This is a genomic window from Microbacterium sp. OR16 (assembly GCF_047306725.1).
Taxonomy (GTDB): domain Bacteria; phylum Actinomycetota; class Actinomycetes; order Actinomycetales; family Microbacteriaceae; genus Microbacterium.
Genome location: NZ_JAZEXK010000002.1, coordinates 237,526 through 262,889, shown reverse-complemented (window position 1 = coordinate 262,889; position 25,364 = coordinate 237,526). Strand labels below are relative to the sequence as shown.

Genomic DNA, 25,364 nt, shown 5'->3' with positions numbered 1-25,364 from the left:
GGCGAGATCGTATTCGCCGCCGCGCAACTCGCGCACCATCCCCGCAGAACAGGAGATTCTCCATGTCCGTGCCCCGAATCCTCGGCGGAACCGCCCTCGGTCTCGTCAGCGTCCTCGCTCTGGCCGGCTGCGCCGCCGGCCCCGCCGCCGAAGCCGAAGAGGTCATGCCCACCAGCGGCACGGTCACCGTCGAGGACAACAACGGCACGCACAAGATCTCCACGCCGCCGACGTCGATCGTCGCCACAGACAACCGCACGTTCCAGACCCTCAGCGACTGGGGCATCGAGCTCAGCGCCGGAGCTGTCGCCCTCATGCCCACGACCGTCGACTACAAGACCGACGACAGCATCATCGACCTGGGCAACCACAACGAGCCCGACCTCGAGTCGATCGTCGCCGTCGAGCCCGATCTGGTCATCAACGGTCAGCGCTTCACCCAGCACCACGACAAGATCGCGAACCTCGTGCCCGACGCCACCATTCTCGAGCTCGATCCCCGCGAAGGCGAGCCGTTCGACGACGAGCTCAAGCGTCAGGTCACCGTGCTCGGTGAGGTGTTCGGCAAGCAGAAGGAGGCCAAGAAGCTCGTCGACGACTTCGACGCCGCCGTCGCCCGCGTGAAGGACGCTTACGACGCAGCCGACTCGGTCATGGCCGTCACCACCTCCGGTGGCGAGATCGGCTACATCGCCCCGACCGCAGGCCGCACGCTCGGCCCGATCTTCGACATCCTCGGCCTCACCCCCGCGCTCGAGATCGAGGGCGCCACCGACGACCACCAGGGAGACGACATCTCGGTCGAGGCGATCGCGAAGTCGAATCCCGACTGGATCCTCGTCATGGACCGCGATGCCGTGTTCGCCGACCGGGAGCCCGGCTACGTGCAGGCCGCCGAGATCCTCGAGAGCTCCGAGGCGCTGGCATCCGTCACGGCGGTCAAGGACGACCAGATCGTCTACATGCCCACCGACACGTACCTCAACGAGGGCATCCAGACGTACACGGAATTCCTCAACGACTTCGCCGACGCACTCGAGAAGTCCGCGAAGTGACACCAGCGCGGTGGCATCCGCTCGATTCCGGATGCCACTGCGCACTCGCACCATGACACGCACACCAGCCCTGTCCGACCCCGCCCCGGCTCGCGCCCGGCGCGGGAGCGCGGCGACCCGCGGGCGCCTCTTCGACGGCAAGCTGCTGATCGGCATCCTGGTCGTCGCGGCCCTGCTCGTCGCCTCGCTGTTCACCGGCGTCTACGACATCTCAGGCAGCCCCGACGGAGCCGAGATGTTCCAGATCACGCGCATTCCACGCACCATCGCGCTCGTGCTGGCCGGAGCATCGATGGCCATGGCCGGACTCGTCATGCAGCTGCTCACGCAGAACCGCTTCGTCGAGCCGACCACGACCGGAACCACGGAATGGGCCGGGCTCGGCCTGCTCGCCGTCATGGTGCTCGTGCCCCAGCCCTCGCTGCCGCTGCGCATGGCCGGCGCAGTCGTCGCGGCGTTCATCGGCACGATGATCTTCTTCCTCTTCCTCAAGAGGGTCTCGCTGCGCTCGTCGCTCATCGTGCCGATCGTCGGCATCATGCTCGGCGCCGTCGTCGGCGCGGTGTCGACCTACCTGGCGCTGGCGACCAACACGCTGCAGAGCCTGGGCGTCTGGTTCGCCGGCAGCTTCACCTCGGTGCTGCGCGGCCAGTACGAGATGCTGTGGATCGTCGCCGTGGTCGGCGTGATCGTGTTCATCGTCGCCGATCGACTGACCGTCGCCGGGCTCGGCGAGGAGATCGCCACGAACGTCGGGCTCGACTACGACCGCATCATGCTGCTCGGCACCGCGCTCATCGCCGTCGTGACGGGCGTCGTCACCGTGGTCGTCGGCAACCTGCCGTTCCTGGGTCTGATCGTGCCGAACATCGTCTCGATGCTGCGCGGCGACGACCTGCGCAGCAACCTGCCCTGGGTCTGCCTGCTGGGCATCGGGATCGTCACGCTCTGCGACCTGATCGGCCGCACGATCGTGATGCCGTTCGAAGTCCCCGTCTCGCTGATCCTCGGCATCGTCGGTGCCGTCGTTTTCGTGCTTCTCCTGCTCAGGCAGCGTCGCCGTGCTTAGGCGGGTGACGATGCACGAGCGGGCGGACGCCGTGCGGGTGGCTCCGGGGCGCGCCGCCGCGGGCTGGTTCGCGGATGCCCGTGCCCGGCGCCGCTACCTGATCGCGCTCACGATCCTGATCGTCCTCTCGGCCGGGTTCGGGGTCGGACTGCTCGCCTGGGACAATCCGATGCCGTTCGGCACCGTCGGATTCTGGCGCATCGCCGAGCTGCGCTTCACCAACGTGGTCGTGATGATCGTCGTCGCCGTGTGCCAGGCGGTGGCGACGGTGAGCTTCCAGACCATCGCGACGAATCGCATCGTCACGCCCTCGATCCTCGGGTTCGAGTCGCTTTACCGGGCCGTGCAGACATCGTCGGTCTACCTCTTCGGCATCGCCGGCCTCGTCGCGATGCAGGGCCTGCTGCAGTTCGGCATCCAGATCGCCGTCATGGTCGCTCTCGCGATGCTGCTCTACGGCTGGCTGCTCACTGGACGCTACGCCAACCTGCAGATCATGCTGCTGATCGGCATCGTGATCGGCGGAGGACTCGGCGCCGTCGCGACGTTCATGCAGCGCCTGCTCACCCCGAGCGAGTTCGACGTGCTCGCCGCGCGGCTGTTCGGCAACATCTCCAACGCCGACGCCTCGTACCTTCCGCTGGCCGTGCCGCTGTGCGTCGCGGCATCCGCTCTGCTCTGGATGCGCGCCCGCCGGCTCAACGTGATGGCGCTGGGGGCGGACACCGCGAACGCGCTCGGGGTGGATCACCGGCGCGAGCTGATGATCACCCTCTTCCTCGTGGCGGTGCTGATGGCCACCTCGACGGCGCTGGTGGGGCCGATGACCTTCCTCGGCTTCCTCGTGGCGACGCTGGCGTACCAGTTCGCCGGGTCCGACGATCACCGCCTCGTGTTCCCGGTCGCCGTGCTGACGGCCTTCACGATCCTGTCGGGCGCGTACTTCGTGATGCGCAACGTCTTCTACGCGCAGGGCGTCGTCTCGATCATCATCGAGCTGGTCGGCGGCGTCGTCTTCCTCATCGTCATCCTCAAGAAGGGCCGTCTGTGATCACCATCTCGGATGTGCGTCGTCACTACTCGAGCGAGGTCGCGATCGGCCCCGTCGACCTCGTCATCCCCGAGGGCGGCATCACCGCCCTCATCGGACCGAACGGCGCCGGCAAGTCGACGCTGCTCACCATGGTCGGACGGCTGATGGGGATGGATGCCGGCTCCATCGCGATCGCGGGACTAGACGTCGCCTCGACGAAGTCGGCCGATCTCGCGAAAGTCGTGTCGATCCTGCGTCAGGAGAACCACTTCGTCACCCGGCTGACCGTGCGCCAGCTGGTCGGCTTCGGGCGCTTCCCGCATTCGAAGGGACGGCTGACCAGGGCCGATGAGGACATCATCAGCCGCGCGATCGATTTCCTCGACCTCGGCATGCTCGAGCACCGCTACCTCGACGAGCTCTCAGGCGGTCAGCGTCAGCGCGCGTACGTGGCGATGGTGCTCGCGCAGGACACCGATGTCGTGCTGCTCGATGAGCCGCTGAACAATCTAGACATGAAGCACGCGGTCACGATGATGGCGCAGCTGCGCCGCGCGGCCGACGAGCTGGGTCGCACGATCGTGATCGTGCTGCACGACATCAACTTCGCCGGGCACTACGCCGACCGCATCTGCGCCATGAAGGACGGCCGCGTCGTCGAGTTCGGCACCCCCGCCGAGATCATGACCGACGAGGTGCTCACCCGGGTGTTCGAGACGCCGGTGCAGGTGATCGACGGTCCGCACGGCCCGCTCGCCGTGTACTACTGAGCGGGCTGTTCCTGCCCCTGGGTACCGCGACTTCCGTTCCAGCATGAGACCGGCCCTCCGAAGCGCTGTCTCGTGCTGGAACGCAAGTCTCGCCGGAAGCGGGAGGATAGGGTGCTGCGGTCGCTGTCGGTGAGGCGCCGAGCGGCCGCTTCGCGGCGTATCACCGCTGAGGCTCAGCGGCCGCGGTGGTCTTCGGGGGCGAGGCGGGCGCCGCGGCGCGGCTCGCGGGATCCGGATGCCCAGATCAGCCGGATGATGCGCTGCCGGTGCCCGGTCCACGGGGCGAGCAGCTCGAGCATCCCGTCGTCGTCGGTGCGGTGACCGGTGAGCGCGAAGCCGACCTCGTGCGCGAGGTGATAGTCGCCGACGCTGACGGCATCGGGGTCGCCCAGCGCACGGATGCGCGTCTCGGCGGAGGTCCACACACCGACGCCGTGCAGGCTCGTCAGCACGCGGTCGCGGTCGGCCCCGTCGACTGCGGCGAGAGTCGCGCGCTCGACGCTGGCGCCGCGCCGCGCGGCGGCGACGATCGTGCGCGACTGCGGCGGCTCGACCGCCGCCCGGTGCCATTGCCACGACGGAATCCCCCGCCACACCTCGTGTGAGGGGGAGGCGAACATGGGCCGCGGGGTCGGGCCGGGCGCGCGCTCGCCGAATCGGCTCACGAGGTACCGCCACGCCCCGAACGCCTGCATGCCGGTGACCTTCTGCTCGATGATCGCGCAGACGAGGGCGTCGAAGACACGATCGGTTCGCGCCATCCGGATGCCCGGGTGCCGCCGCGCGACATCCTCGAGCCTGGCGTGGCCGACGACGAACCCGGAATCGTCGTCGTCCGAGCCGCAGAGCCGCGGTACGGCGTCGAGCGCTTCCGCGGCTCCCGGACCCCAGGCGGCTGCGTGCACCTCGCCGGAGGCCTGCCGAAGGCACAGCGTCGCGATCCCGGCATCCGTCCGGAAGGTCATCCAGATCCGGCCGCCGTCGATGACCACAGTCGGATCACCGCCTCCGCGTCGCAGCATCCCGACCGTGCGATGCAGGTCGAGCGGATGCCCCGGCCGGTAGACGCTCTCGCGCGCAGGCGCGGGAGCATCCGTCATCAGGGTCATGCCAGAACCCTACGCGGCGCCCCTGACATCGTCTCTCGGCATCGGCCGAAGCGCCGAGACCCCTAGTTGTCGCCGACACCCCCTGCTGCGAACGCCCGTACCCGGGGGTGTCAGCAGCAAGTGGGGGTCTCGGCGCAAGTGAAGGCGCCGCGGAGAAGCGTCAGAAGCGGTCGGGCGAGGGGGTGCCGTGACCGTAGCGGATCGACACGTCGGCGTGACGGTCGAAGCGGTAGCCGACGCCGCGCACGGTGCGCACGATGTCTTCGTGGCGGCCGAGCTTGGCGCGCAGGCGACGCACGTGCACGTCGATGGTGCGCTCGCCGGGCGCCTCTTCATCGGACGACGCCTGCCACAGGGCCGATACGAGCTCGCTGCGCTCGATGGTGCGGCCTTCGCGAAGCACGAGGTACTGCAGCAGCTCGAACTCCTTGTAGGTGAACGAGGCGGACTCGCCGTCGAGCAGCACGCGCTTGCGGGAGATGTCGACGACGACGCCGGACTCCTCGTCCTTCTCCTCTTCGACAGCGGCGTTGGCACGGGCGATCGCGCCGGGCTCGTGCAGGGCGAGGCGCACGACGTCGAGGTCGCGGCCGCCGGCCGACTGCGGCGCGAGGGCGACGGTGGCGTGCGTCTCGGCGCCAGGAGCGAGCTCGGCGAGCGTGCGGCGCAGCGCGTCGACGAGCACGGGGAGGCTCACGCCGGCCGATGCGGCCTTGATCTCGTCGATGCCGACGTAGAGCGCGAATCCGCGCGGCGAGCGGACGGAGGGGAGATCGGCGGCGGCGTCTGCGGGGGAGACGACGCGGACGGGGGCGGTGACGGGACGCTCGAGGAGGGCGGTGTTCGACATGATGATGGATCCTTCACGGATATGAGCCGAGGGGCTCGGGATGCGTTGCACGAATGACCGGGCGGAGCCGGTGGGGTGATGAGCGCGAAGGGTGGGCGCTCAGAGACTCGTCCTCAGATCGAGGAGAATTCAGCGAGTCAGGCTGGGTGGTTGCGCCTTAGCAACACATTCGGCAACACATGCCAACGCGACCGGGCATCATCATCCCGGCAGTCCCGTTCGCCTCCTGGGCGGACAGAGGGCTTGCGTTGGTGGTCATGGGGGCGATTATTTCCCACTGAGACCTTCCATGTCAAAACGTGACAATCCTGCCTGTGAAACACGACGTAACGTTGTGGGGTGAGTTCAACCCCGGATGCCGCCGATTTCGTGTTCCTCGACGAGAAGGATGCCTCGCGCTGCACTCTCACGCGCGACGGCGAACTGGTGAGCGTGCTCGACTATCGCGACGACGGCACGACCGTCGCGATGACCCGGGCGTACACGATCCCGACGCACCGCGGGCACGGATATGCCGCCAGGGTGGTGGCGGGCGCCGTCGCCGAGATCGAGGCTCGCGGCGACCGCCGGATCGACCCCGTGTGCTGGTACGTCGCCGACTGGTTCGACGCGCATCCCGACAAGCGGCATCTGCTGCGGCGCCGCTGAGTCGCGGCGGGTGGCAGCTCGCCCGAGCGCCCGGGGTGAGCGGAGCGCGGCACGCCTCGGACGCGATGTCGGAGGCGGTACGTACCGTGTGGGTATGCGCATCCTGCACACCTCCGACTGGCACATCGGCCGCACGTTCCACGGGCATTCGACGCTCGAGGCGCTGGCCGAGGTGCTCGACGCGCTGGTCGCGCAGGTGCGTGAGCACGCGGTCGACGTGGTGATCGTCGCGGGCGATGTGTTCGATTCGGCCACGCCGGCAGCATCCGCGTACACGCTTCTCGACGACGCGCTGCTGGCACTGCATGAGACGGGCGCCACCGTCGTCATGACGAGCGGCAACCACGACTCCGCCGCCCGGCTGGGGTTCCACTCCCGTCTGCTGCGCGACGGCATCCACGTGCTCACCGATCCGCGCGCGATCTCGACCCCCGTCACCGTGCACGACGAGCACGGCCCGGTGCACTTCTTCGGCATCCCGTATCTCGAGCCGGCGATCGTGCGGCAGCACTGGATCGACGACGAGCGCGCGCTGCGCACCCAGGCGCAGGTGATGCAGCACGCCATGGATCTGGTGCGGGAGGGCATGGCGATCAACGCCGGTCGATCGGTCGCGGTCGCCCACTGCTTTGCCGCGGGCGTCGAGGTGACCGCGGGGCTCGAGCGCGAGGTGCGCCAGGGCGGTCTCGACATGGTGCCCCTGGCCGGCTTCGACGGCCCCGATTACGTGGCCCTCGGGCACATCCACGGCCGTCAGCAGCTGAGTGACCGGGTGCGTTACTCGGGCGCGCCGCTGCACTACAGCTTCGGCGAGCAGCACAAGCAGCGCGGCTCGTGGCTGGTCGACCTCGATGCCGATGGCCTCGCGACGGTGGAGTGGCTCGATCTGCCCGTACCGCGCGCCCTCGTGACGCTCACCGGGCCGCTCGACGAGATCCTCAGCGACGACAACGCCGCCCGTCACTTCGATGACTGGGTGTGCGCGGTCTACACCGACGCCGTGCCGCAGCACGAGCCGATGCGGCGGCTGCGCGAGCGGTTCCCGTTCTGCGCGCTGGTGCAGCACCAGCCCGAGGGGGCGGATGTGGCCCACGAGCGCTCGTACACGCAGCGATTGCGCGCCGCGGTCAGCGACGCCGACCGCATCGAGGCGTTCCTCGAGCACGTGCGCGCCGGACAGGGAGCGACCGACCGCGAAGCCGAGCTGATCCGCGAGGTGCTCGATGACCGGGTGCGCGCCGAGGCGCTCGTCTGATGCAGCTGCATCGCCTCGAGATCGAGGGGTTCGGGCCGTTCCGCGAGCGCCAGAGCATCGACTTCGACGCTTTCGCCGACGACGGCATCTTCCTGATCGCGGGGCGGACGGGCGCCGGCAAGTCGAGCATCCTCGACGCCGTCTGCTTCGGGCTGTACGGCGGAGTGCCCCGCTACGAGAAGGGCGGCGAGAGGCGGCTGCGCAGCGACCACTGCGAACCCGACGACATCACCGAGGTCGTCGTCGAGTTCAGCACGGTCGCCGGCCGGTATCGCGTCGCGCGCTCGCCCGAGTACCAGCGACCGGCCAAGCGCGGCGGAGGGCTCACCAAGCAGGCCGCCGCAGTCTCGCTGGAAGAGCTCACGGACGCTGGCTGGGTGGGGATCGCAGCTCGCGCCGTCGACGTCGCGAACGAGCTGAATGAGATCCTCCAGCTCACCCAAGAGCAGTTCCTGCAGGTCATCCTGCTCGCGCAGAACAGGTTCGCCGACTTCCTGCTCGCCGACAGTCGCGAACGCCAGGCGCTGCTGCGCCGCCTGTTCGGCACCGAGCGGTTCGCCGACTACCAGGCGCGTTTCGACGAGCGTCGGCGCGAGGCCGAGAGCGCGCTCGGCGGCAGCAGAGCGTCGGTCGACGCGCGCCTCGACGAGGCCGAGCGCATCGTCGCCGACGCCGAGCTGTGGGGCGACGATGCGGCTGCCCCGCCTGAGACGACGGATGCCAGGATCGAGCATCTTCGCCGCGCCATCGCCCGCGCCGACTACCGTGTCGAGCGGCTCGGGGCCGAGCGGGATGCTGCCGAGAAGGCGCTGGCGTCGGCCGACGCGGTGCTGACGACACTGAAAGAGCAGCGTCAGGCGCAATCCGAGCGCGAGCGTGCGCGCTCGGCGCTGGCGGCGCTGGACGCGCAGGCAGACGAGATCGCGGATGCCACGACTCGGCGTGATCGCGCCCGCGCGGCCGCAGCTCTGCGCCCTCTCATCGTCGCGGCGACCCGGGCATCCGTCGCTCGAGCCGCCGCAGCGCAGACCGAGCAGCGAGCCGTCGCCGCCGCGGATCCCCTTCGCACAGACCAGGAAGCGGTTGCGCAGAAGGCGACCCGACCGGACGCTGCCGCGCACCGCGCGAAACCCGACCGCATACGCGCCGTCGAGTACCGCGAGCTGGCATCCGAGCGCACTCGAGAGTGCGGTGCCTGGCAGCAGGCAGCCGAGCTCGAGGCCGGTGCAGCCCGGCGCGCCGCAGACCTGATGGCGGCGCAGACCGCGGCGACCGCGGCGACCGATGCGCTCGCCGCCCTCGAGGCCGAGCGCGACGCGCTTCCGGCCGAGATCGACGCGCTGACCACCGAGCGCGACGCGGCCCGACGCGACGGCGACCAGCTCGGCAGCGCCACTCAGGCCGTGGCGCTGGCCGAGAAGCAGCACGCGGGCGCCGTCGATGCCGAGCGGCTGCGTGCGGCGGTGGCCGCAGCGGCGTCGGCCGAGTCCGACGCGTCCGATGCGCACACCCGCGCTCAAGGCGAGCTCGCGCAGCTGCGCCGGCGCCGTCTCGACGGCTACGCCGGCGAACTCGCCACGGCCCTCGTCGACGGCGAGCCCTGCGCCGTGTGCGGCTCGACCGCGCACCCGGCTCCGGCCGCGCACGCCGACCCGGTGTCGGCCGACGACATCGCCGCCGCCGAGGTCGCGCGAGACGCGGCCACGACCGCCGAGCGCGCCGCATCGCGCGCCCTCGCCGAGCGCACCGCCGAACTCGCCGCCGCCGTCGAGCGCTCCGGCGGACTCGGCGTCGACGACGCGAGCGCACAGCTCGCCCAGGCCCTCGCCGCCCGCGATGCCGCGGCAGCGGCCGCCGCACGCGTCGGGCAGCTCAGCGACAGGCTCGACGGGCTGCAGCGCAGTCTCGTCGACCTCGAACGGCGCCGGACAGCGGCATCCGAGGCGCTCGCCGCATGTCGCACCGAGCTGTCGCTCGCCGAGCAGCGCAACGCCGACGCCGACGTCGCGATCGAGCGCGCTCGGGGAGATCACGATACGGTCGCCGACCGGCTGGCCGAGGCACGAGAGCAGATCGCGCTCGCCACCGCGGCCGCCGACGCGATCCAGGCGCACGCCGACGCCGCCGAGCACGAGCGCGCCGCAGTCGCCGAGCTCGCCGAAGCGCTCGACGCCTCCGTCTTCGACGACGCGACCGACGCTGAGCAGGCCATGCTCGGCGCCTCGGAGCTCTCGGCCCTCGACGAGCGCATCACTGCCTACGCGGTGGACGTGAAGAAAGAACGCGCGCTCCTGCTCGACCTCGAGATGCGCATGCTTCCCGACGAGCCGATCGACCTCGCGGCCGCCGAACAGGAGGCGCTGCATGCCCGCGCCGCCTGGCAGGCTGCCGTCGACGCCGACAGTCAGGCGCGCAGCGTGCAGAGGGGCCTCACCGCGACCGTCGACTCCGCCGCTCGCGCCCATGAGGCATCGGCCGAGCAGGCCGCCGAGTTCGAGGTGATCCGAGGTCTGGCCGACGCGCTCGCCGGCCGGTCAGGCAACACGCACAAGATGAACCTCGAGACATTCGTGCTCGCGGCCGAGCTCGAAGAGATCGTCGCCGCCGCCAACCTGCGCTTGCACGACATGTCCGACGGCCGCTACCAGCTGCGTCACTCCGACGCGCTCGCAGCGCGCGGCGCGGCATCCGGGCTCGGCATCGTCGTGTTCGACGCGTTCACCGGGCAGACCAGGCCCGCGAAGTCCCTCTCCGGGGGTGAGACGTTCCTGTCGTCGCTCGCACTGGCGCTCGGGCTGGCCGAAGTCGTCACAGCCCGCGCGGGCGGCATCCGGCTCGACACGCTCTTCATCGACGAGGGATTCGGCTCGCTCGACGCCGACACGCTCGAGACGGCGATGCGCACGCTCGACGAGCTGCGCCAAGGCGGGCGCACCGTCGGGGTGATCAGCCACGTAGAGGCGATGCAGGAGCAGATTCCCGCTCAGCTCAGCGTGCGCACGGTGCCCGACGGGCACAGCGTCATCGATGCGCCGCGGCGATCGAGCTGATCAGAGCGGGTACTCGCTGCGCATGTGCTTCCAGAGCTGCGCGCTGCACGCGGCGACGACGTCATCCCACACCTGCGTCGCGCCGTCTTGAGCGCGGTCCGAGACCACGCGCATCACCCGGATCGGCACGCCGAACTTCTGCGCCACCCAGATGAACGAGAACGTCTCCATGTCGACGAGCACGCCGCCGAGGCCGCGGATGCGCGCCACGGCGTCGGCGTCGTCCACGAAGATGTCGCCCGTCGCGATGGTCACGCCGTCACGGCCGGTCTCGACCCGAGAGGGCAGCGACACGTGCTGTCCGACCACGCCGTCGAGATCCTGCACGTCGTGCTGGATCGCCGCGCTCACGTCGTAGATCCCCGACTCGACCGAGTCGTCCACCGCGCCGGCGGTGCCGACCACGACGATCTCGTCATAGCGCTTCGCGTCGAGTGCGCGGGTCAGCCCGTAGGCGGCCATGAGCTTGCCGGGGCCGGTCACCAGCCGGTCGAACCCGGGGAGCTCGGCGGGGAAGGCCTGAAGTTCGGATGCCAGGGCGGCGACGAGAAGTCTCACGCCCCCATCCTCTCAGCTGGGGGAGACTGGTACCGACGAAGGAGGCGCCATGACCATGCAGCAGCAGATCATCGAAGACCTGGGCGTGAAGCCCGAGATCGACCCCGCGGCCGAGAACGAGAAGAGGATCGGATTCCTCGTCGACTACCTGCGCGCGACCGGCGCGAAGGGGTTCGTGCTCGGCATCTCCGGCGGCCAGGACTCAACCCTCGCCGGTCGCCTGGCGCAGCTCGCCGTCGAGCGGGTGCGAGCAGAGGGAGGCGAGGCGACGTTCCTCGCGGTGCGTCTGCCGTTCCGTGTGCAGGCGGATGCCGCGGACGCGGAGTCGGCGATCGACTTCGTCGCGGCCGATCGCTCGGTCACGGTCAACATCCAGAACGGCGTCGACGGGCTCGAGCGCGACCTCGAGGAGGGGCTGGGGGCGAGCATCTCCGACTTCAACCGCGGCAACATCAAGGCGCGGATGCGGATGGTGGTGCAGTACGCGCTCGGAGGTCACGATGGGCTGCTGGTGATCGGCACCGACCATGCCGCCGAGGCGGTGACCGGCTTCTACACGAAGTTCGGCGACGGAGCGGCCGACCTCGTCCCGCTCGCCGGGCTCGACAAACGCCAGGGCCGTGCGATGCTCAAGCAGCTCGGTGCCCCCGAGCACCTCTACACGAAGGTGCCCACCGCCGATCTGCTCGACGGCATGCCCGGGCGCTCCGACGAGGACGAGCTCGGCCTCACGTACGAGCAGATCGACGACTACCTCGAGGGCCGGGAGATCGAGCCGGCGGCCGCCGCGATCATCGAGCAGAAGTACCTCGCGTCCCGACACAAGCGGCATCTCCCCGTCGCTCCGGCCGACGGGTGGTGGCGCTGAGCACCCGCGCTGAGCACCGGGCGCCCGGTGATGTCCGAGCCTGCGGATAGTGTCGAGGGCAGGCAAGGGAGAGGGGCATCGTGCGGGTCATCGCAGCGGAGAATCGGGTCGTGTGGAGCGCCAGCGACCTGAAGCTGGCGGCGGAGTGCGAGTTCGCGTGGGCGCGCGCACTCGATGCGAAGCTCGGTCGTGTTCCCGCCGTGGCAGAGCCGGAGGATGCCACGCTCGAACGTGCCGCGCGTCTCGGCGACCGCCATGAGGAGCAGGTTCTCGAGCGGTACATCAGCGAACTGGGGGAGTCGGTCGACGGCGGTCCCGGCGTGGTCGTTCTGCCGAAGGTCTCCTCGGCGGATGCCGGTGAGCTGGCCGCCACGGTCGAGGCCACAGCGCGCGCGCTGCGGTCGGATGCCTCGCTGGTGTTCCAGGCAGCCTTCTCGACTCCCGAGTTCGTCGGGTTCGCGGACTTCATCGCGCGCGACGAGCCGCTGCCCGGAGAGAGTGTCGGGCGCTGGCGAGTGCAGGACTCGAAGCTCGCCCGCACGGCGCGCGCGACCGCTCTCATGCAGCTCGGCGCATATGTCGATCAGCTCGATCGGCTGGGCATCCCCCGCTCCGACGAGGTCGATCTGATCCTCGGTGACGGAACGATGAGCACGCACCGAGTCGACGACCTGCTTCCCCTCTTCCATGTGCGCCGGGCACGCCTGCGCAGCCTGATCTCCGACCGGCGCGTCGCCGACGGCGTCGCGGGCGAGCCGCTGGCCTGGGGCGACGACCGTGGCGATCTGCACATCACCGCCTGCGGGCGCTGCGCGACGTGCGACGAGCAGGTGACGGCGCACCGTGACCTGCTGATGGTCGCTCGCATGCGTCCGGTGCAGCGACAGCGACTGCGCACAGCGGGCATCCGTTCGATCGATGATCTCGCCGTCGCAGCGGATGCGCCAGACGGCATGAACGCCGACACCTTCACCGCGCTGCGCGCACAGGCCCGACTACAGGCGGGGGTGTCAGGCGAGTCCGACGCCATCCCGCCGTTCGAGCTCGTCTCCGCGAACGCCATCGGACTGATGCCGCGCCCCAGCCGGGGCGATCTGTTCTTCGACTTCGAGGGCGATCCGCTTTACACCGAGCCCACCGCGCCGGGTGAGAGCCCGCGGTGGGGCATCGACTACCTGTTCGGGTGGACCGACAATGCCGAGCAGTACTCGGCTCTCTGGGCGCACACCTTCGCCGACGAGAGGGCTGCGCTGCTCGACTTCCTCGAGTTCGTGAAGCTGCGACGGCAGACGCATCCCGACATGCACATCTACCACTACGCGCCGTACGAGACCTCGCATCTCTCGGCGATGGCGGCGCGGCACGGCGTCGGAGAGGCCGACGTCGACCGGCTGCTGCGCGAAGGCGTCTTCGTCGACCTGTACCCGATCGTGCTGCGCTCGGTGCGCATCGGATCGCGCTCGTACTCGATCAAGAAGCTTGAGCCGCTCTACATGGGTGACGAGGTGCGCACGAGCGACGTGCAGAAGGGCGACGACTCGATCGTCCAGTACGTGCAGGCGCGCGAACTGCGCGCATCCGGTCGGGAGGTCGAGGCGCAGGCCATTCTCGATGACCTCGCCGACTACAACCGCTACGACTGCGTGTCGACCAGACGACTGCGCGACTGGCTGATCGGCCTCGCCAGAGAGGCCGGCGTCGTCCCCGCTCCGCCGGATGACCCCGAGACGCGGGCCTACGAGCCGTCGCCGCTGTCGCTCGCGCTGCAGACCGAGGCGGGCCGCGCTGGCGACGAGGCGAGTGCGGCGTCGTACCGGGTCGCGGCTGCGGCGATCGACTACCACCCGCGTGAGGCGAAGAGCTTCTGGCAGGGGCACTTCCAGCGACTGCGCGAACCGGTGTCGATCTGGGAGTCCACGCGTGACGTGCTGCGCGTCGATGCGACGGTCAGCCGCGTCGACGCCGACTGGGCGGTCGACGAGGGTCGTCGTGCCCAGACCAGGCTGGTTCGGCTGCGCGGCGAGGTCGCACCCGGCAGCACGCTCGGCGTCGGAGGGCGGCCGTTCGCGCTCTACGGGGTGCCGACACCGTTCGACGCGCCCGCACCCGCGCGCGTCATCCACGTGCCGCACGAGGTCGAGATCGTCGAGGTGCTCGACGACGGCTACATCGTGCGCGAGCGCACCGTGCAGGGCCAGGTGTGGGACGAACTCCCCGTCGCTCTGGCTCCTGCCGCGCCGCCGAACGTCCAGTCGCAGCAGGGCGCCATCGAGGAGTGGGCGGCATCGCTGCATCATGCCTCGCCTGTCTTCCCGAACGACGCCGCCACCGACATCCTGCGTCGCATCCCGCCGCGCACGGTCTCCGGCGCCCCGCTGCCCGCGGTGGGCGAGGACGGCGACGTCGTCGACGCGATAGTCCGGGGTGTGCTCGACCTCGATGACAGCTATCTCGCCGTGCAGGGCCCTCCCGGGACCGGCAAGACGTACACCGGCTCGCACGTGATCGCACGGCTGGTGCGCGACCACGGCTACCGCATCGGCGTCGTCGCGCAGTCGCACGCCATCGTCGAGAACCTGCTCGAGCGCGTCGTCGCCGACGGGGTTCCGGCGGCGCAGGTCGCGAAGGCGCCGAAAGACCCGGATGCCGCCGAGCCGGCGTTCACGGTCATGCGCAAGGACGGCATGGCGGCCTTTCTCGCCGAGCATGCGCATCACGGCGCCGTCGTCGGCGGGACGGCGTGGGACTTCAGCAACACGAGGCGGGTCGACCGCAAGGGTCTCGACCTGCTCGTGATCGACGAGGCGGGCCAGTTCTCGCTCGCATCCACCATCGCGGTCGCCGCCGGCGCCAAGCGACTGCTGCTGCTCGGCGACCCGCAGCAGCTGCCGCAGGTCAGCCAGGGCACCCACCCCGAGCCGGTCGACACATCCGCGCTCGGCTGGGTCATGGACGGCTCGTCGGTCATCGACCCGCGCTACGGCTACTTCCTCGCCGAGTCGTGGCGCATGCATCCGGCGGTGGCCGCGCCCGTCTCCCGACTGTCGTACGCGAGCCGGCTGGCGTCGGCGGCGGGCGCCGAGCAGCGCATCGTCGAGGGAGTCGAACCGGGCCTGCACGTCGTGCCCGTGCGGCACCGCGGCAACGCGACCCAGTCCGCCGAGGAGGCCTCCGAGGTGGTGCGCATCGTGCGCGATCTCATCGGGCGCAGGTACGTCGACGGCATGTGCGACGACCCGCCGCGCCCGCTCGAGCAGCTCGACATCATCGTCGTCGCTCCCTACAACGCGCAGAAGCAGCTCATCCACGACGAGCTGTCCGCGGCTGGGTACGGCGATGTCGCGGTCGGCACGGTCGACAACTTCCAGGGCAAGGAGGCGGTCGTGTCGATCACCTCGCTCGCGGCATCCAGCGGCCGCGACGCGCCGCGCGGACCGGAGTTCCTGCTGCTGCAGAACCGGCTCAACGTCGCCATCTCCCGCGCAAAGAGCGTCGCTTATCTCGTCCACTCTCCGGCACTGCTCGACGATCTGCCCTGGACTCCCGAGGGCGTCGCACGCCTGAGCGCCTTCGCGCACCTGGTGGGGGCGGATCGCGATTGACCCGGGCCGCGGCCCGCTCAGATCGCGGGTGGGCGTCGGTCGGGTGTCACCGGCGTCGCCTCCGGATGGATGCTGGCGGCGTAGTGCTCACATCGAGACGTCGTTCTCGATGTCCTCGGCCAGGTCGTCGATCGCCTCGGGCCGCAGCCGCACGCCGGCCTCGTCGAAACGCTCTTCCAGAACGTTGCTGACGTCGTCGTCGACCTGGCCGTGCCTGATGTCGTCGCGAACCTCTTCGACGACCTGCTCCACCGCCTCGGTGTCGTCGTCCGTGCCCGCCGTCTCGTTCTGCTGATCATCCCGTGTCATGTCGCGATGATCAGATGCCAGGCCCGCCGGGCCAACCCCCTTGACGAGCGCGACCAGGGGCACAGCGGGGTCACCGTGGCGGGGCTCATTCTCGGAGCGGTGCTAGCTTGCCAGCATGCACACAGTCCACGAGATCCTGCGCGCTTCAGCGGCGTGGGTGTGGTTCCCGCGCGGCAGCGAGCAGGAGAAGACCGAGTTGCAGCTGGTGCGCCATCCCGCACGTTTCGGGGGAGGCGTCAAAGCATCTCAGGTCGGCTCGTCGAGGAACGCGGCGGAGGTGCTCGATCATGCGATCGAGCGCACGCGCGCATGGGGCGAGACCGAGCTGACATTCTGGACCAACGCGTCCGACCGTCCCGACCTCGAAGACGAACTGCAGCGCCGGGGTGCACGGCACATCGACACGGTCACCGTGCTCGCCCGCCCCGTCGAGGGGTGCCCGATCGATGTGCCCGAGGACGTCACGGCGGAGATCGTCCGCACGCCCGAGCAGTTCCGCGAGCTCGACCGGATCAACGTCGCGGTGTGGGATCACCAGGGTCCCCTCAGCGAGCAGGGTCTGCGTGACGAACTCGAAGAGAACGCCGAGTCACTGGCATCCGGAACCGGTGGTCGAGCCCTCGCGCGCGTCGACGGCGTCGCCGTCAGCACCGGCGGATGCACAGTCGTCGACGGCTTCGTGCGTCTCTGGGGCGCCGCCACCCTTCCCGAAGCGCGCGGTCGCGGTGCGTATCGCGCCGTGCTGGCCGAACGGCTGCGACTCGGCGCCGAGATGGGCGCGAGAACCGCCCTCGTCAAGGGCCGGATCTCGACCTCCGCGCCGATCCTCGCCCGGGCCGGGTTCGAGCCGTTCGGCGAAGAACGCGGCTACGTGCTCACGGTCTGAGCGCGAGAAACCACATCCCGCCTGAGAGACCCGAACCCGACCGGTTTCTCACTACGGATGCGGTTTCTCGAGGGGGTGAACGAGATCAGACCGTGCCGTACAGGCGGTCGCCCGCGTCGCCGAGTCCGGGCACGATGTAGCCCTTCTCGTCGAGGCGCTCGTCCAGAGCGCCGAGCACGAGGGTCACGTCGGCGTCGCCGACCATCTTCTCGATCGCCGCGACGCCCTCGGGGGTGCCGAGCAGGCAGATCGCCGTCACGTTCTTCGCACCGCGATCGAAGAGGAACTGGATCGCCGCCGCCAGCGAACCGCCCGTGGCGAGCATCGGGTCGATGGCGAAGCACTGCCGGTCGCTCAGGTCGTCGGGCAGTCGCTCGGCGTAGGTCGTGGGCTCGAAGGTCTCTTCATCGCGCACCATGCCGAGGAATCCGACCTCGGCGGTGGGGATCAGCTTGACCAGGCCCTCGAGCATCCCGAGACCGGCGCGCAGGATCGGCACGACGATCGGACGCGGCTCGGCGATCTTCACGCCCGTCGTCGTCGTGACCGGGGTCTTCACCTCGATCGGTTCGACCTTGACATCGCGGGTCGCCTCATAGGCGAGCAGCGTCACCAGCTCCTCGGTCAGCTGACGGAAGACCGGAGATGAGGTCCTCTCATCCCGCAGCACGGTGAGCTTGTGAGTGATGAGCGGGTGATCGGCCACATGAACGCGCATGGGTACAGATTACTTGGCGACCGTCCGCGCACCAGCACGGGCAGCACGGCGCTCCTTCTGCGCGGCGTTGATGCGCTTCGCGTTCGCGGCCACGACGATCGAGCCGATCAGGGCCGGAAGCGTCGTCATCATGATCACCAGTGCGGGGGCGTTGTCCATGTCTTCAGGCTATGCGCACGCCAGCACGCGGGGCATCCGTCGCGCGGGGGAGATCATCGCGTCCGTCGCGCGGAGGACGGGTGCCATGATGAGCCTCAGCGCCGCGTCTCGAAGAACGCGCGCAGCTGCGCGGTCGCCTCGGCGGCGCGGATGCCGCCGACGACCTCGGCACGGTACGGCAGGCGCCGGTCGCGCAGCACGTCGTACATGGAGCCGGCCGCTCCCGCCTTGTCGTCCCAGGCGCCGAAGACGACCCGGCCGATGCGGGACTGCAGGATGGCGCCCGCGCACATCACACACGGCTCGAGGGTCACCACGAGGGTGTGACCCTCGAGGTTCCATCCGCCGTGCGCCTCGGCGGCGGCGCGCAGCGCGACGATTTCCGCGTGCGCGGTCGGATCGTGCGTCTGCTCGCGAAGGTTGCGTCCCTCGCCGACGACGGCGCCTCGGGCATCCAGCACCACTGCCCCCACCGGGACGTCGCCGGCGGCACCCGCCTCCGCAGCGAGCCCGAGGGCGCGACGCATCGCAGAGTCATCCGGGGTGGTCATGAAGGACAGGGGTCAGTCCGACGACGGGAAGACGAACGCGTCGGTCGAGGGCTCGGGATCGAGTGCCGGGCGATACACGTCGGGCTCGAGGTAGATCACGCGGGCGGCGGGAACGGCATCCCGGATCCGCACCTCGATCTCGTCGATGTCGGCGGCCGCCTCGCGCACGGTCTTGTCGGCCGTGAACGCCACCTTCGCCGCGACCATGAGCTCGTCGGGGCCGAGGTACAGGGTCTTGATGTGGATGAGTTTCTCGACGTCGGGTCCGCCGACGATGGCGTCGACGATGCTGTCGTGGTCGGCTCGGTTCGCGCCTTCGCCGATGAGAAGGCTCTTCGTCTCGATCGCCAGGACGATCGCGATCAGGATCAGCAGCAGGCCGATCATCAGCGTGCCCAGCGCGTCGTACAGCGGGTTGCCCGTGACGAGGGTGAGCCCCACGCCGAAGAGGGCGAAGGTCAGGCCGATGAGGGCGCCGGTGTCTTCGAGCAGCACCACGGGCAGCTCGGGAGCCTTCGACCTGCGGATGAACGAGATCCACGACTGGCCGGGCTCACGCACCGCGTTGCTCTCGCGCACCGCGGTGCGAAGCGACGTCGCCTCGAGCACGATCGCGATCAGCAGCACGGCGAGCGGAAGCCACCACCACGTCTGGTCGATCTCGTGCGGGTCGACGATCTTCTCCACGCCCTCGTACACGGCGAACAGTCCGCCGAGCGAGAACAGGATGATCGACACGACGAAGGCAGACACGTACCGTTCACGGCCGTATCCGAACGGGTGCGCTCGGTCGGCATCGCGGTTCGCCTTGCGGTTGCCGAGCATGAGCAGCAGCTGGTTGCCCGAGTCGGCGACCGAGTGGATCGCCTCCGCGAGCATCGACGCCGAGCCCGACAGCGCCCACGCAATGAACTTCGCCAGGGCGATGCCCATGTTCGCCAGGAAAGCCGCGATGATCGCCTTGGTGCCGCCGGATGCGCTCATGGCCCGAGTCTACGACGACGGCGTCTGTCGATCGCGAGGGCACGACGCCCCGCAGGCAGCGCTCGTAGGATGGCGTGTATGGCCGATTCCCTCCCCGCAGTCGCGTTCCTCGGAGCAGGTTCGATGGGAGGTGCGATCCTGCAGGGCGTCGTCGCGTCAGGCGTTCAGGTCGACGGCGGGATCGTCGCGACCAATCGCACCCGCGAGAAGGCGGATGCCCTGGCATCCCTTCCCGGGGTGACGAGCATCGCTCTCGACGAGAACCCCGCCGGCAACACCGACGCGGCGGCAGCGGCGCGGATCATCCTGGTCGGCGTGAAGCCGGCCATGGTGCCCGACCTGCTGCGCGAGATCGCCCCATCGGTGCGCGACGACGCGATCGTCGTGAGTCTCGCCGCCGGTGTCACCCTGGCGACCTTCACCGAGGCGCTCGGCGAGGGCGTGCGCACCGTGCGATCGATGCCGAACACCCCGGCCACGGTGGGTCGGGCCGTGACGGGCATCGCCGCAGGACCCGCCGCGACGGACGACGACATGGCGCTGGTGCGCGCGCTGTTCGAGAATGTCGGCGCGGTCATCGAGGTGCCCGAGTCGCAGATCGACGCGCTGTCGACCGTCTCGGGATCGGGTCCCGCCTACGTCTTCGTGCTGATCGAGAAGCTCGCCGAAGCGGCGCGGGGGATGGGCTTCTCGGATGCCGATGCCCGCCTCATGTCGGAGCAGACCTTCATCGGCGCGGCCGCCCTGCTCGCGGCATCGGGCGAGGACCCGGCGGAACTGCGCCGCCGCGTCACCAGCCCGAAGGGCACCACCGAGCGGGCCGTGGCCGTGCTGCAGGACGCCCGTCTCGACGACGTCTTCGCGGAGGCGACGGCCGCTGCACTGGCGCGTGCGAAGGAGCTCGCCGCGGGTTCCTGACGGCTACCGGTCGAGGCCGGCGAACCGCTCGATGTCGACGTTGGTGCCCGAGACGATGATGAGGTCGTGGTTGGTGACCACGGTGTTCGCCTCCGCATAGCGGAACGGCTTACCGGGGCTCTTCACGCCCACGACAGTCACGCTGTACTTGCTGCGCACGCCCGACTCGTTCAGCCGCACGCCGCGGATGAACTTCGGCGGGTACATCTTGGCGAGCACGAAGTCGTCGTCGAAGCGGATGAAGTCGAGCATCCGCCCGCTGACCAGGTGGGCGACGCGCTCGCCGGCCTCCCGCTCGGGGTAGATGACGTGATTCGCGCCGACGCGCGCGAGGATCTTGCCGTGCGACTGCGAGACGGCCTTCGCCCAGATCTGCGGCACCTTCAGGTCGACCAGATTCGCGGTGATCAGCACGGATGCCTCGATGAGCGATCCCACGGCGACGACGGCCACCTGGAAGTCCTGGGCGCCGATCTGCCGCAGCGCCTCGATGTTGCGGGCATCCGCCTGCACGGTGTGGGTGACTCGCTCCGACCACTTCTGCACGAGTCCCAGATCGCCGTCGATCGCGAGCACTTCGCGATCGAGACGGTCGAGCTCTCCGGCGCAGGCGGCGCCGAAGCGGCCGAGTCCGATCACGAGCACCGGGGCGTCGCCCCGCACCATCTCAACCAACGATCGGCCTTTCGACGGGCAGCGAGTAGAGCTGCGAGCGGGATGTCGCGGCGACCGCCGCGGCGAGTGTCACTGTACCAACGCGCCCCATGAAGATGGTCGCGGCGAGGACGTAGCTGGCGGAGTCCGGAAGCTGGGCGGTGAGACCCGAGCTGAGTCCCACGGTGCCGAAGGCCGAGATCACGTCGAAGAGCACGTCGATGATGTCTGCCTTGGTGATCTGGGCGATGATGACCGTCGAGACGGCGACGATGGTCGCGCCCCACGCCACGACCGACAGTGCGACGCGCTGCACGTCCGACGGGATGCGACGGCCGAACACCTCGACCGACTGGCGTCCCTTCGCCTCCGACCAGACCGCGATGGCGAGGACGGCGAGCGTGGTCACCTTGATGCCGCCGGCGGTGGATGCCGAGCCGCCGCCGACGAACATGAGCATGCACGCGACGAGCATCGAAGAGCCGTTCAGGTCGGACATCTCGATGACGTTGAACCCGCCCGAGCGGGTCATCGCCGACAGGAAGAGCGCGTTCATGGTCGTCTCGCCGGCATCCATCGAGCCGAACGTGGCGGGGTTGTCGAACTCCAGCAGGAGGAAGACGGCGGCGCCGAGCAGGAAGAGCAGCCCGGTGGTGATGAGCGTGAGCTTGGAGTGCAGTGACCAGCGCTTCACGTGCCACACGTGCTTGGCGAGGGTGTAGATCACCGGGAAGCCGATGCTGCCCAGGAACATGCTGATCATCAGGATGGTCAGCACGAGATAGTCGTCGGCGAAGACGGTGACCCCGCCCGCGTTGGGGGTGAAGCCGGTGTTCGTGAACGACATGGCCGCGTAGTACGGCGCCTCCCACAGGGCGGCGAACGGGTCGATTCCCGCCCACACGAGCGCGGGGTAGAGCAGCACTGCGACGCTGAGCTCGATCACGAGGGTCGACAGGGCGACCGTGGTGAGCAGCTGCCCGACCTCACCCAGCCGCACGGTCTGGCTCTCGTTGACCGGACCGCCGTGCGCGCGCATCGGGTTGGTGTCGCCGGCCGCGAGCAGCTTGGCGCGCAGGCCGAGCCGCTTCGAGATCACCATGCCCATCACCGACGCCAGCGTCAGCACGCCCATGCCGCCGATGTTCACGCCGATGAACAGCAGCACGTTGCCGAACGGCGACCAGTGGCTGGCCATGTCGACCGTCGCGAGCCCGGTGACGCAGATCGTCGACATCGCGGTGAACAGCGCATCACTCAGCGGCGTGACCGTGCCGTCGGCCGACGCGATCGGCAGCGACAGCAGGCCGGTGAAGATGAGGATGAGCGAGGCGAAGATGATGATCGCGAAGCGCGACGGCGACGAGGTCACCAGGTGCTTCGTGCGACGGCCGAAACCGCGCATGGTGATCTGCGGGGAGGATGCCGACCCCATGCCCGACATCGTTCCCCTTCCTTCGACTGCCGGCGCCGCTCGCCGAGCCCTCGTCATGGTACTCCGCCGCGGCGCCTACTACCCTGAGGGGATGACCGACATCTTCGACGTGATCGCGGACGGCACGAGGCGAGACATCCTCCGGCTGCTGCTGAGCGAGTCGGCCGAGGGCGACGGCGGCACCAGCGTGACGCAGATCGTGAGCCGGCTGGGCATCAGCCAGCCGACCGTGTCGAAGCATCTGAAGGTGCTGCGCGAAGCGAGCCTGGTGACGGTGCGGGAAGAGGGCCAGCGCCGCTTCTACAGTCTCTCCGTCGGTCCTCTCGAGGAGGTCGACGACTGGCTGGTGCCGTTCCTGGTCGATGCCTACGGCGACCAGGCGCCGCTGATCGACATCCCGTTCGCCCCGCTGCCGGCCAAGACCGCGCACGCGGCCGAGGTCGTCGGGCGAGCCGCAGCCTCGGCGAAGCACGTCGTGACGTCGGCCCTGAAGAAGCTCGGCACGTAGCCGCGAGTCACATCCGTCTCACGTGTTTACAGCTGTCGCAGCAACCCCATATGCTGTGCTTCAGCAGAAAGGGGTGCTGGGGATGCCCGACGTTCACGACGTTCGATTCCTGACGGTGGCCGAGGTCGCCGAGATCATGCGCGTGTCCAAGATGACCGTGTACCGCCTCGTGCACGCCGGTGAATTGCCGGCCGTGCGCTTCGGGCGCAGCTACCGCGTGCCGGAGTCCGCCGTCGCCGACGCCATGCGCACGCCGGATGCCGATGTCGGCTGACGGCCGATTCGGGCGGCGTGCGACCGTTTGCTAGAATCGTCCGAGGCATTTTTTCCGTGCCCGTACCCGGGTGCCGTTTCCGTGGCATCCAACCCCTGACTTAGTGAGGTTTCCGTGGGTTCAGTCATCAAGAAGCGCCGCAAGCGCATGGCGAAGAAGAAGCACCGCAAGCTGCTTCGCAAGACTCGCCACCAGCGCCGCAACAAGAAGTAAGCGGCACGACACCGAGCGCCCCTCATGGCTCCTGAGCCGGTCGAAGGGGCGCTTCGTGTCTGCGGCGACAGAAGGAGAACCATGAAGTCGATCACCGTCGACCAGCTCGCGCAGCGTGAGGGCGTGCCGCTCATCGATGTGCGCGAGCGGCACGAGTTCGAGGCCGGGCACGTGCCGGGCGCGACCAACCTGCCGATGTCCGAGCTGGGTGGTCGTCTGGACGAGCTGCCCGGTGAGGCGTTCGACGTGATCTGCGAGCTGGGCGGGCGATCGGCGCGGGTGGTCGAGGCGCTGTCGGATCGCGGCCACGACGCCACGAACGTCGAAGGCGGCACCGCGGCCTGGGTCGCCCAGGGGCGTCCGGTCGCGCAGTGACGACGCTCACCATCATCGGCAAGCCCGACTGCCACCTGTGCGAGGTCGCCGGCGAGGTGGTCGACGCCGTCGTCGCCGAGATGCCGGATGCCGCTGCCGAGCGCCTCGAGATCGTCGAGCAGTCCATCGCGGACGATCCTGCGCTGTACGAGCGCTGGTGGGAGAAGATCCCCGTCGTGCTGATCGACGGCGAGCTGCACGCGCACTGGCGCGTCTCGCCGGGTCGGCTCCGTCAGGCACTCGAGGAGGCCATGAAGTGATCCGCCATGTCGTCAGCTGGAAGCTCGCCGCGGAGGACGCCTCGGTGCGCGCGGAGCAGGCCGCTGAGGTCGCTCGCCGTCTCAACGCGCTCATGGGCGTCGTCCCCGAGCTGCGCGCGGTGTCTGCCGGCGCGAACGTCGCTGACCCCGACGTCAACTGGGACGTGACGCTGGTCGCCGACGTGGACTCGCTCGACGCGCTCGATGCGTACCAGGTGCACCCGGCGCACGAAGAGGCCGGTGCGTACATCAAATCGGTGGTCGCGTCGCGGGTCGCCGTCGACTTCGAGATCTGACCGCGCCGACAGTGCAACGCAAATGTGATGGCATCGCCGCCCCCGGGCTGCCACGATGCTCGGCACCGCATGACAAGATGTGTTCAACCCGCCCGTGGGCGCAAGCCCCCGTCACGAAGGAGTGGCCATGAAGCGCCGTCCCCTCATCCTCGGCACCGCCATCGCTGCCGCTGCCGTCCTCGCTCTCTCCGGCTGCGCGAGCAGCTCAGACTCGAACGGTGACGGCGACACGTCGGCATCCGGATCCGAGTACGGCCTGGTGACGCCGGGCACGCTGTCGGTCTGCTCCGACATCCCCTACGCTCCGTTCGAGTTCGAAGGTGGCGACAACGGCACCGGATACACCGGCTTCGACATCGAGCTGCTGGCCGCGGTCGCGAAGAAGCTCGACCTGAAGCTCAACGTGCAGGACGTGGGCTTCGATGCTCTGCAGTCCGGCACGACGCTGGCGGCGGGCACCTGCGACGTCGGCGCGTCCGCGATGACGATCACTGATGAGCGCAAGGCCAACATCGACTTCTCCGAGCCCTACTACGAGTCGCTCCAGTCACTGCTCGTCCGCACCGACTCGGGCATCAAGGGGATCGACGACCTGAAGGGCAAGACGGTCGGCGTCCAGCAGGGCACGACGGGTGAGAGCTACGCCAAGGAGCACGCCGAGGGCGCTGAGCTGCTGCAGATGGGCTCCGACGGCGACCTCTGGCCCGCGATGCAGGCCGGCCAGCTCGACGCGATCCTGCAGGACCAGCCGGTCAACCTCGAGCACGAGAAGGCCGACGAGAGCTACAAGATCGTCGAGGAGTACAAGACCGACGAGCAGTACGGATTCGCTTTCGAGAAGGGCAAGAAGGACGCCCTGCGCAAGGCAGTCGACGACGCGCTCCAGGAGCTGAAGGACGACGGCGACTACCAGAAGATCTACGACCAGTTCTTCACGGCGAAGTGACCCTCGCAGCA

Annotated in this window: 28 protein-coding genes; 18 read left to right on the top strand and 10 right to left on the bottom strand. The window is 69.3% G+C overall.

The genetic code is table 11. The annotated features are described in order from the left end of the window. The first annotated feature begins 62 nt into the window (after positions 1 to 62). Genes V2S05_RS11810 through V2S05_RS11795 form a run of 4 tightly spaced genes read left to right on the top strand, consistent with a single transcriptional unit; the run spans position 63 to position 3,927 of the window. Positions 63 to 1,055, top strand: a complete 993-nt coding sequence (locus V2S05_RS11810) for a siderophore ABC transporter substrate-binding protein (protein WP_413635559.1) — start codon at positions 63 to 65, stop codon at positions 1,053 to 1,055. Between the two features lie 52 nt (positions 1,056 to 1,107). Further along, a complete protein-coding gene (locus V2S05_RS11805; protein WP_413635558.1) occupies positions 1,108 to 2,124 on the top strand; it encodes an ABC transporter permease in 1,017 nt (338 codons plus the stop codon). 10 nt (positions 2,125 to 2,134) lie between these two features. Then, positions 2,135 to 3,175 (top strand): iron chelate uptake ABC transporter family permease subunit, encoded by a 1,041-nt coding sequence (locus V2S05_RS11800; protein WP_413635557.1) that lies wholly within the window; start codon positions 2,135 to 2,137, stop codon positions 3,173 to 3,175. Beyond that, on the top strand, positions 3,172 to 3,927 hold the full coding sequence (locus tag V2S05_RS11795) for an ABC transporter ATP-binding protein (protein WP_413635556.1): 756 nt from the start codon (positions 3,172 to 3,174) through the stop codon (positions 3,925 to 3,927). The genes V2S05_RS11800 and V2S05_RS11795 overlap by 4 nt, the downstream gene beginning before the upstream one ends. Positions 3,928 to 4,100: 173 nt before the next feature. Here V2S05_RS11795 and V2S05_RS11790 read toward each other — a convergent pair whose 3' ends face one another. Together V2S05_RS11790 and V2S05_RS11785 are read right to left on the bottom strand one after the other, a co-directional pair. Beyond that, entirely contained in the window at positions 4,101 to 5,036 is a 936-nt protein-coding gene (locus tag V2S05_RS11790; protein ID WP_413635555.1) for a DNA-3-methyladenine glycosylase family protein, read from the bottom strand. Between the two features lie 160 nt (positions 5,037 to 5,196). Beyond that, positions 5,197 to 5,886 (bottom strand): winged helix-turn-helix domain-containing protein, encoded by a 690-nt coding sequence (locus V2S05_RS11785; protein ID WP_413635553.1) that lies wholly within the window; start codon positions 5,884 to 5,886, stop codon positions 5,197 to 5,199. A 339-nt stretch (positions 5,887 to 6,225) separates the two neighbouring features. On the opposite strand from V2S05_RS11785, the gene V2S05_RS11780 reads away from it, so the two are divergent. The 3 genes from V2S05_RS11780 (at position 6,226) to V2S05_RS11770 (ending at position 10,839) form a co-directional block, all read left to right on the top strand. Next, the gene (locus tag V2S05_RS11780) at positions 6,226 to 6,534 is read left to right on the top strand and encodes a GNAT family N-acetyltransferase (RefSeq protein ID WP_271638568.1); all 309 of its coding nucleotides are present in this window, start codon (positions 6,226 to 6,228) and stop codon (positions 6,532 to 6,534) included. A gap of 94 nt (positions 6,535 to 6,628) precedes the next feature. Continuing rightward, a complete protein-coding gene (locus tag V2S05_RS11775; RefSeq protein WP_413635552.1) occupies positions 6,629 to 7,789 on the top strand; it encodes an exonuclease SbcCD subunit D in 1,161 nt (386 codons plus the stop codon). After that, the gene (locus V2S05_RS11770) at positions 7,789 to 10,839 is read left to right on the top strand and encodes an AAA family ATPase (RefSeq protein WP_413635550.1); all 3,051 of its coding nucleotides are present in this window, start codon (positions 7,789 to 7,791) and stop codon (positions 10,837 to 10,839) included. Before V2S05_RS11775 ends, V2S05_RS11770 begins: the two co-directional genes overlap by 1 nt. Here the strand turns inward: V2S05_RS11770 and V2S05_RS11765 are convergent, their stop codons facing one another. After that, the gene (locus V2S05_RS11765) at positions 10,840 to 11,397 is read right to left on the bottom strand and encodes a nucleoside phosphorylase (protein ID WP_413635548.1); all 558 of its coding nucleotides are present in this window, start codon (positions 11,395 to 11,397) and stop codon (positions 10,840 to 10,842) included. A gap of 49 nt (positions 11,398 to 11,446) precedes the next feature. Between V2S05_RS11765 and nadE the strand changes: the two genes are divergently transcribed. Together nadE and V2S05_RS11755 are read left to right on the top strand one after the other, a co-directional pair. Further along, positions 11,447 to 12,265 carry an ammonia-dependent NAD(+) synthetase gene (nadE, locus tag V2S05_RS11760; protein ID WP_413635546.1) on the top strand — a complete coding sequence of 273 codons (819 nt, stop codon included), beginning with the start codon at positions 11,447 to 11,449 and terminating at the stop codon, positions 12,263 to 12,265. An 80-nt stretch (positions 12,266 to 12,345) separates the two neighbouring features. After that, positions 12,346 to 15,867, top strand: coding sequence for a TM0106 family RecB-like putative nuclease (locus tag V2S05_RS11755; RefSeq protein ID WP_413635544.1), 3,522 nt, complete (start codon positions 12,346 to 12,348; stop codon positions 15,865 to 15,867). An 87-nt stretch (positions 15,868 to 15,954) separates the two neighbouring features. On the opposite strand, the gene V2S05_RS11750 is transcribed toward V2S05_RS11755, so the two are convergent. Then, positions 15,955 to 16,176 carry a hypothetical protein gene (locus V2S05_RS11750; RefSeq protein WP_413635542.1) on the bottom strand — a complete coding sequence of 74 codons (222 nt, stop codon included), beginning with the start codon at positions 16,174 to 16,176 and terminating at the stop codon, positions 15,955 to 15,957. Positions 16,177 to 16,291: 115 nt separating this feature from the next. Between V2S05_RS11750 and V2S05_RS11745 the strand changes: the two genes are divergently transcribed. Beyond that, on the top strand, positions 16,292 to 17,062 hold the full coding sequence (locus tag V2S05_RS11745) for a hypothetical protein (protein ID WP_413635540.1): 771 nt from the start codon (positions 16,292 to 16,294) through the stop codon (positions 17,060 to 17,062). Positions 17,063 to 17,147: 85 nt separating this feature from the next. Here the strand turns inward: V2S05_RS11745 and upp are convergent, their stop codons facing one another. The 4 genes from upp to V2S05_RS11725 form a co-directional block, all read right to left on the bottom strand. Next, positions 17,148 to 17,780 carry a uracil phosphoribosyltransferase gene (gene upp / locus V2S05_RS11740; protein WP_413635539.1) on the bottom strand — a complete coding sequence of 211 codons (633 nt, stop codon included), beginning with the start codon at positions 17,778 to 17,780 and terminating at the stop codon, positions 17,148 to 17,150. A gap of 9 nt (positions 17,781 to 17,789) precedes the next feature. Next, on the bottom strand, positions 17,790 to 17,939 hold the full coding sequence (locus V2S05_RS11735) for a hypothetical protein (RefSeq protein ID WP_413635538.1): 150 nt from the start codon (positions 17,937 to 17,939) through the stop codon (positions 17,790 to 17,792). A 95-nt stretch (positions 17,940 to 18,034) separates the two neighbouring features. After that, positions 18,035 to 18,490, bottom strand: coding sequence for a tRNA adenosine(34) deaminase TadA (gene tadA, locus V2S05_RS11730; RefSeq protein ID WP_413635537.1), 456 nt, complete (start codon positions 18,488 to 18,490; stop codon positions 18,035 to 18,037). Between the two features lie 12 nt (positions 18,491 to 18,502). Further along, positions 18,503 to 19,474: a cation diffusion facilitator family transporter gene (locus V2S05_RS11725; protein ID WP_413635535.1), complete on the bottom strand. Its 972-nt coding sequence runs from the start codon at positions 19,472 to 19,474 to the stop codon at positions 18,503 to 18,505. A 78-nt stretch (positions 19,475 to 19,552) separates the two neighbouring features. On the opposite strand from V2S05_RS11725, the gene proC reads away from it, so the two are divergent. Further along, positions 19,553 to 20,392 (top strand): pyrroline-5-carboxylate reductase, encoded by an 840-nt coding sequence (gene proC / locus V2S05_RS11720; protein ID WP_413635533.1) that lies wholly within the window; start codon positions 19,553 to 19,555, stop codon positions 20,390 to 20,392. A gap of 3 nt (positions 20,393 to 20,395) precedes the next feature. On the opposite strand, the gene V2S05_RS11715 is transcribed toward proC, so the two are convergent. Next, positions 20,396 to 21,058 (bottom strand): potassium channel family protein, encoded by a 663-nt coding sequence (locus tag V2S05_RS11715; RefSeq protein WP_413635532.1) that lies wholly within the window; start codon positions 21,056 to 21,058, stop codon positions 20,396 to 20,398. Position 21,059: 1 nt separating this feature from the next. Beyond that, positions 21,060 to 22,451: a TrkH family potassium uptake protein gene (locus tag V2S05_RS11710; RefSeq protein ID WP_413635930.1), complete on the bottom strand. Its 1,392-nt coding sequence runs from the start codon at positions 22,449 to 22,451 to the stop codon at positions 21,060 to 21,062. A 121-nt stretch (positions 22,452 to 22,572) separates the two neighbouring features. Here V2S05_RS11710 and V2S05_RS11705 point away from each other — a divergent pair, with 121 nt between their 5' ends. The 7 genes from V2S05_RS11705 (at position 22,573) to V2S05_RS11675 (ending at position 25,353) form a co-directional block, all read left to right on the top strand. Further along, positions 22,573 to 22,989, top strand: a complete 417-nt coding sequence (locus tag V2S05_RS11705) for an ArsR/SmtB family transcription factor (protein WP_271638556.1) — start codon at positions 22,573 to 22,575, stop codon at positions 22,987 to 22,989. 82 nt (positions 22,990 to 23,071) lie between these two features. Continuing rightward, positions 23,072 to 23,263: a helix-turn-helix domain-containing protein gene (locus tag V2S05_RS11700; protein ID WP_271638555.1), complete on the top strand. Its 192-nt coding sequence runs from the start codon at positions 23,072 to 23,074 to the stop codon at positions 23,261 to 23,263. Positions 23,264 to 23,377: 114 nt separating this feature from the next. Then, positions 23,378 to 23,476, top strand: a complete 99-nt coding sequence (locus V2S05_RS11695; protein WP_003792170.1) for a 30S ribosomal protein bS22 — start codon at positions 23,378 to 23,380, stop codon at positions 23,474 to 23,476. A gap of 81 nt (positions 23,477 to 23,557) precedes the next feature. Beyond that, positions 23,558 to 23,851, top strand: coding sequence for a rhodanese-like domain-containing protein (locus V2S05_RS11690; RefSeq protein WP_413635530.1), 294 nt, complete (start codon positions 23,558 to 23,560; stop codon positions 23,849 to 23,851). Continuing rightward, positions 23,848 to 24,111: a glutaredoxin family protein gene (locus tag V2S05_RS11685; protein ID WP_413635528.1), complete on the top strand. Its 264-nt coding sequence runs from the start codon at positions 23,848 to 23,850 to the stop codon at positions 24,109 to 24,111. Before V2S05_RS11690 ends, V2S05_RS11685 begins: the two co-directional genes overlap by 4 nt. Continuing rightward, positions 24,108 to 24,407 (top strand): Dabb family protein, encoded by a 300-nt coding sequence (locus V2S05_RS11680; protein WP_413635526.1) that lies wholly within the window; start codon positions 24,108 to 24,110, stop codon positions 24,405 to 24,407. Before V2S05_RS11685 ends, V2S05_RS11680 begins: the two co-directional genes overlap by 4 nt. Before the next feature lie 127 nt (positions 24,408 to 24,534). After that, positions 24,535 to 25,353, top strand: coding sequence for a transporter substrate-binding domain-containing protein (locus V2S05_RS11675; RefSeq protein WP_271638551.1), 819 nt, complete (start codon positions 24,535 to 24,537; stop codon positions 25,351 to 25,353). Positions 25,354 to 25,364 lie beyond the last annotated feature (11 nt).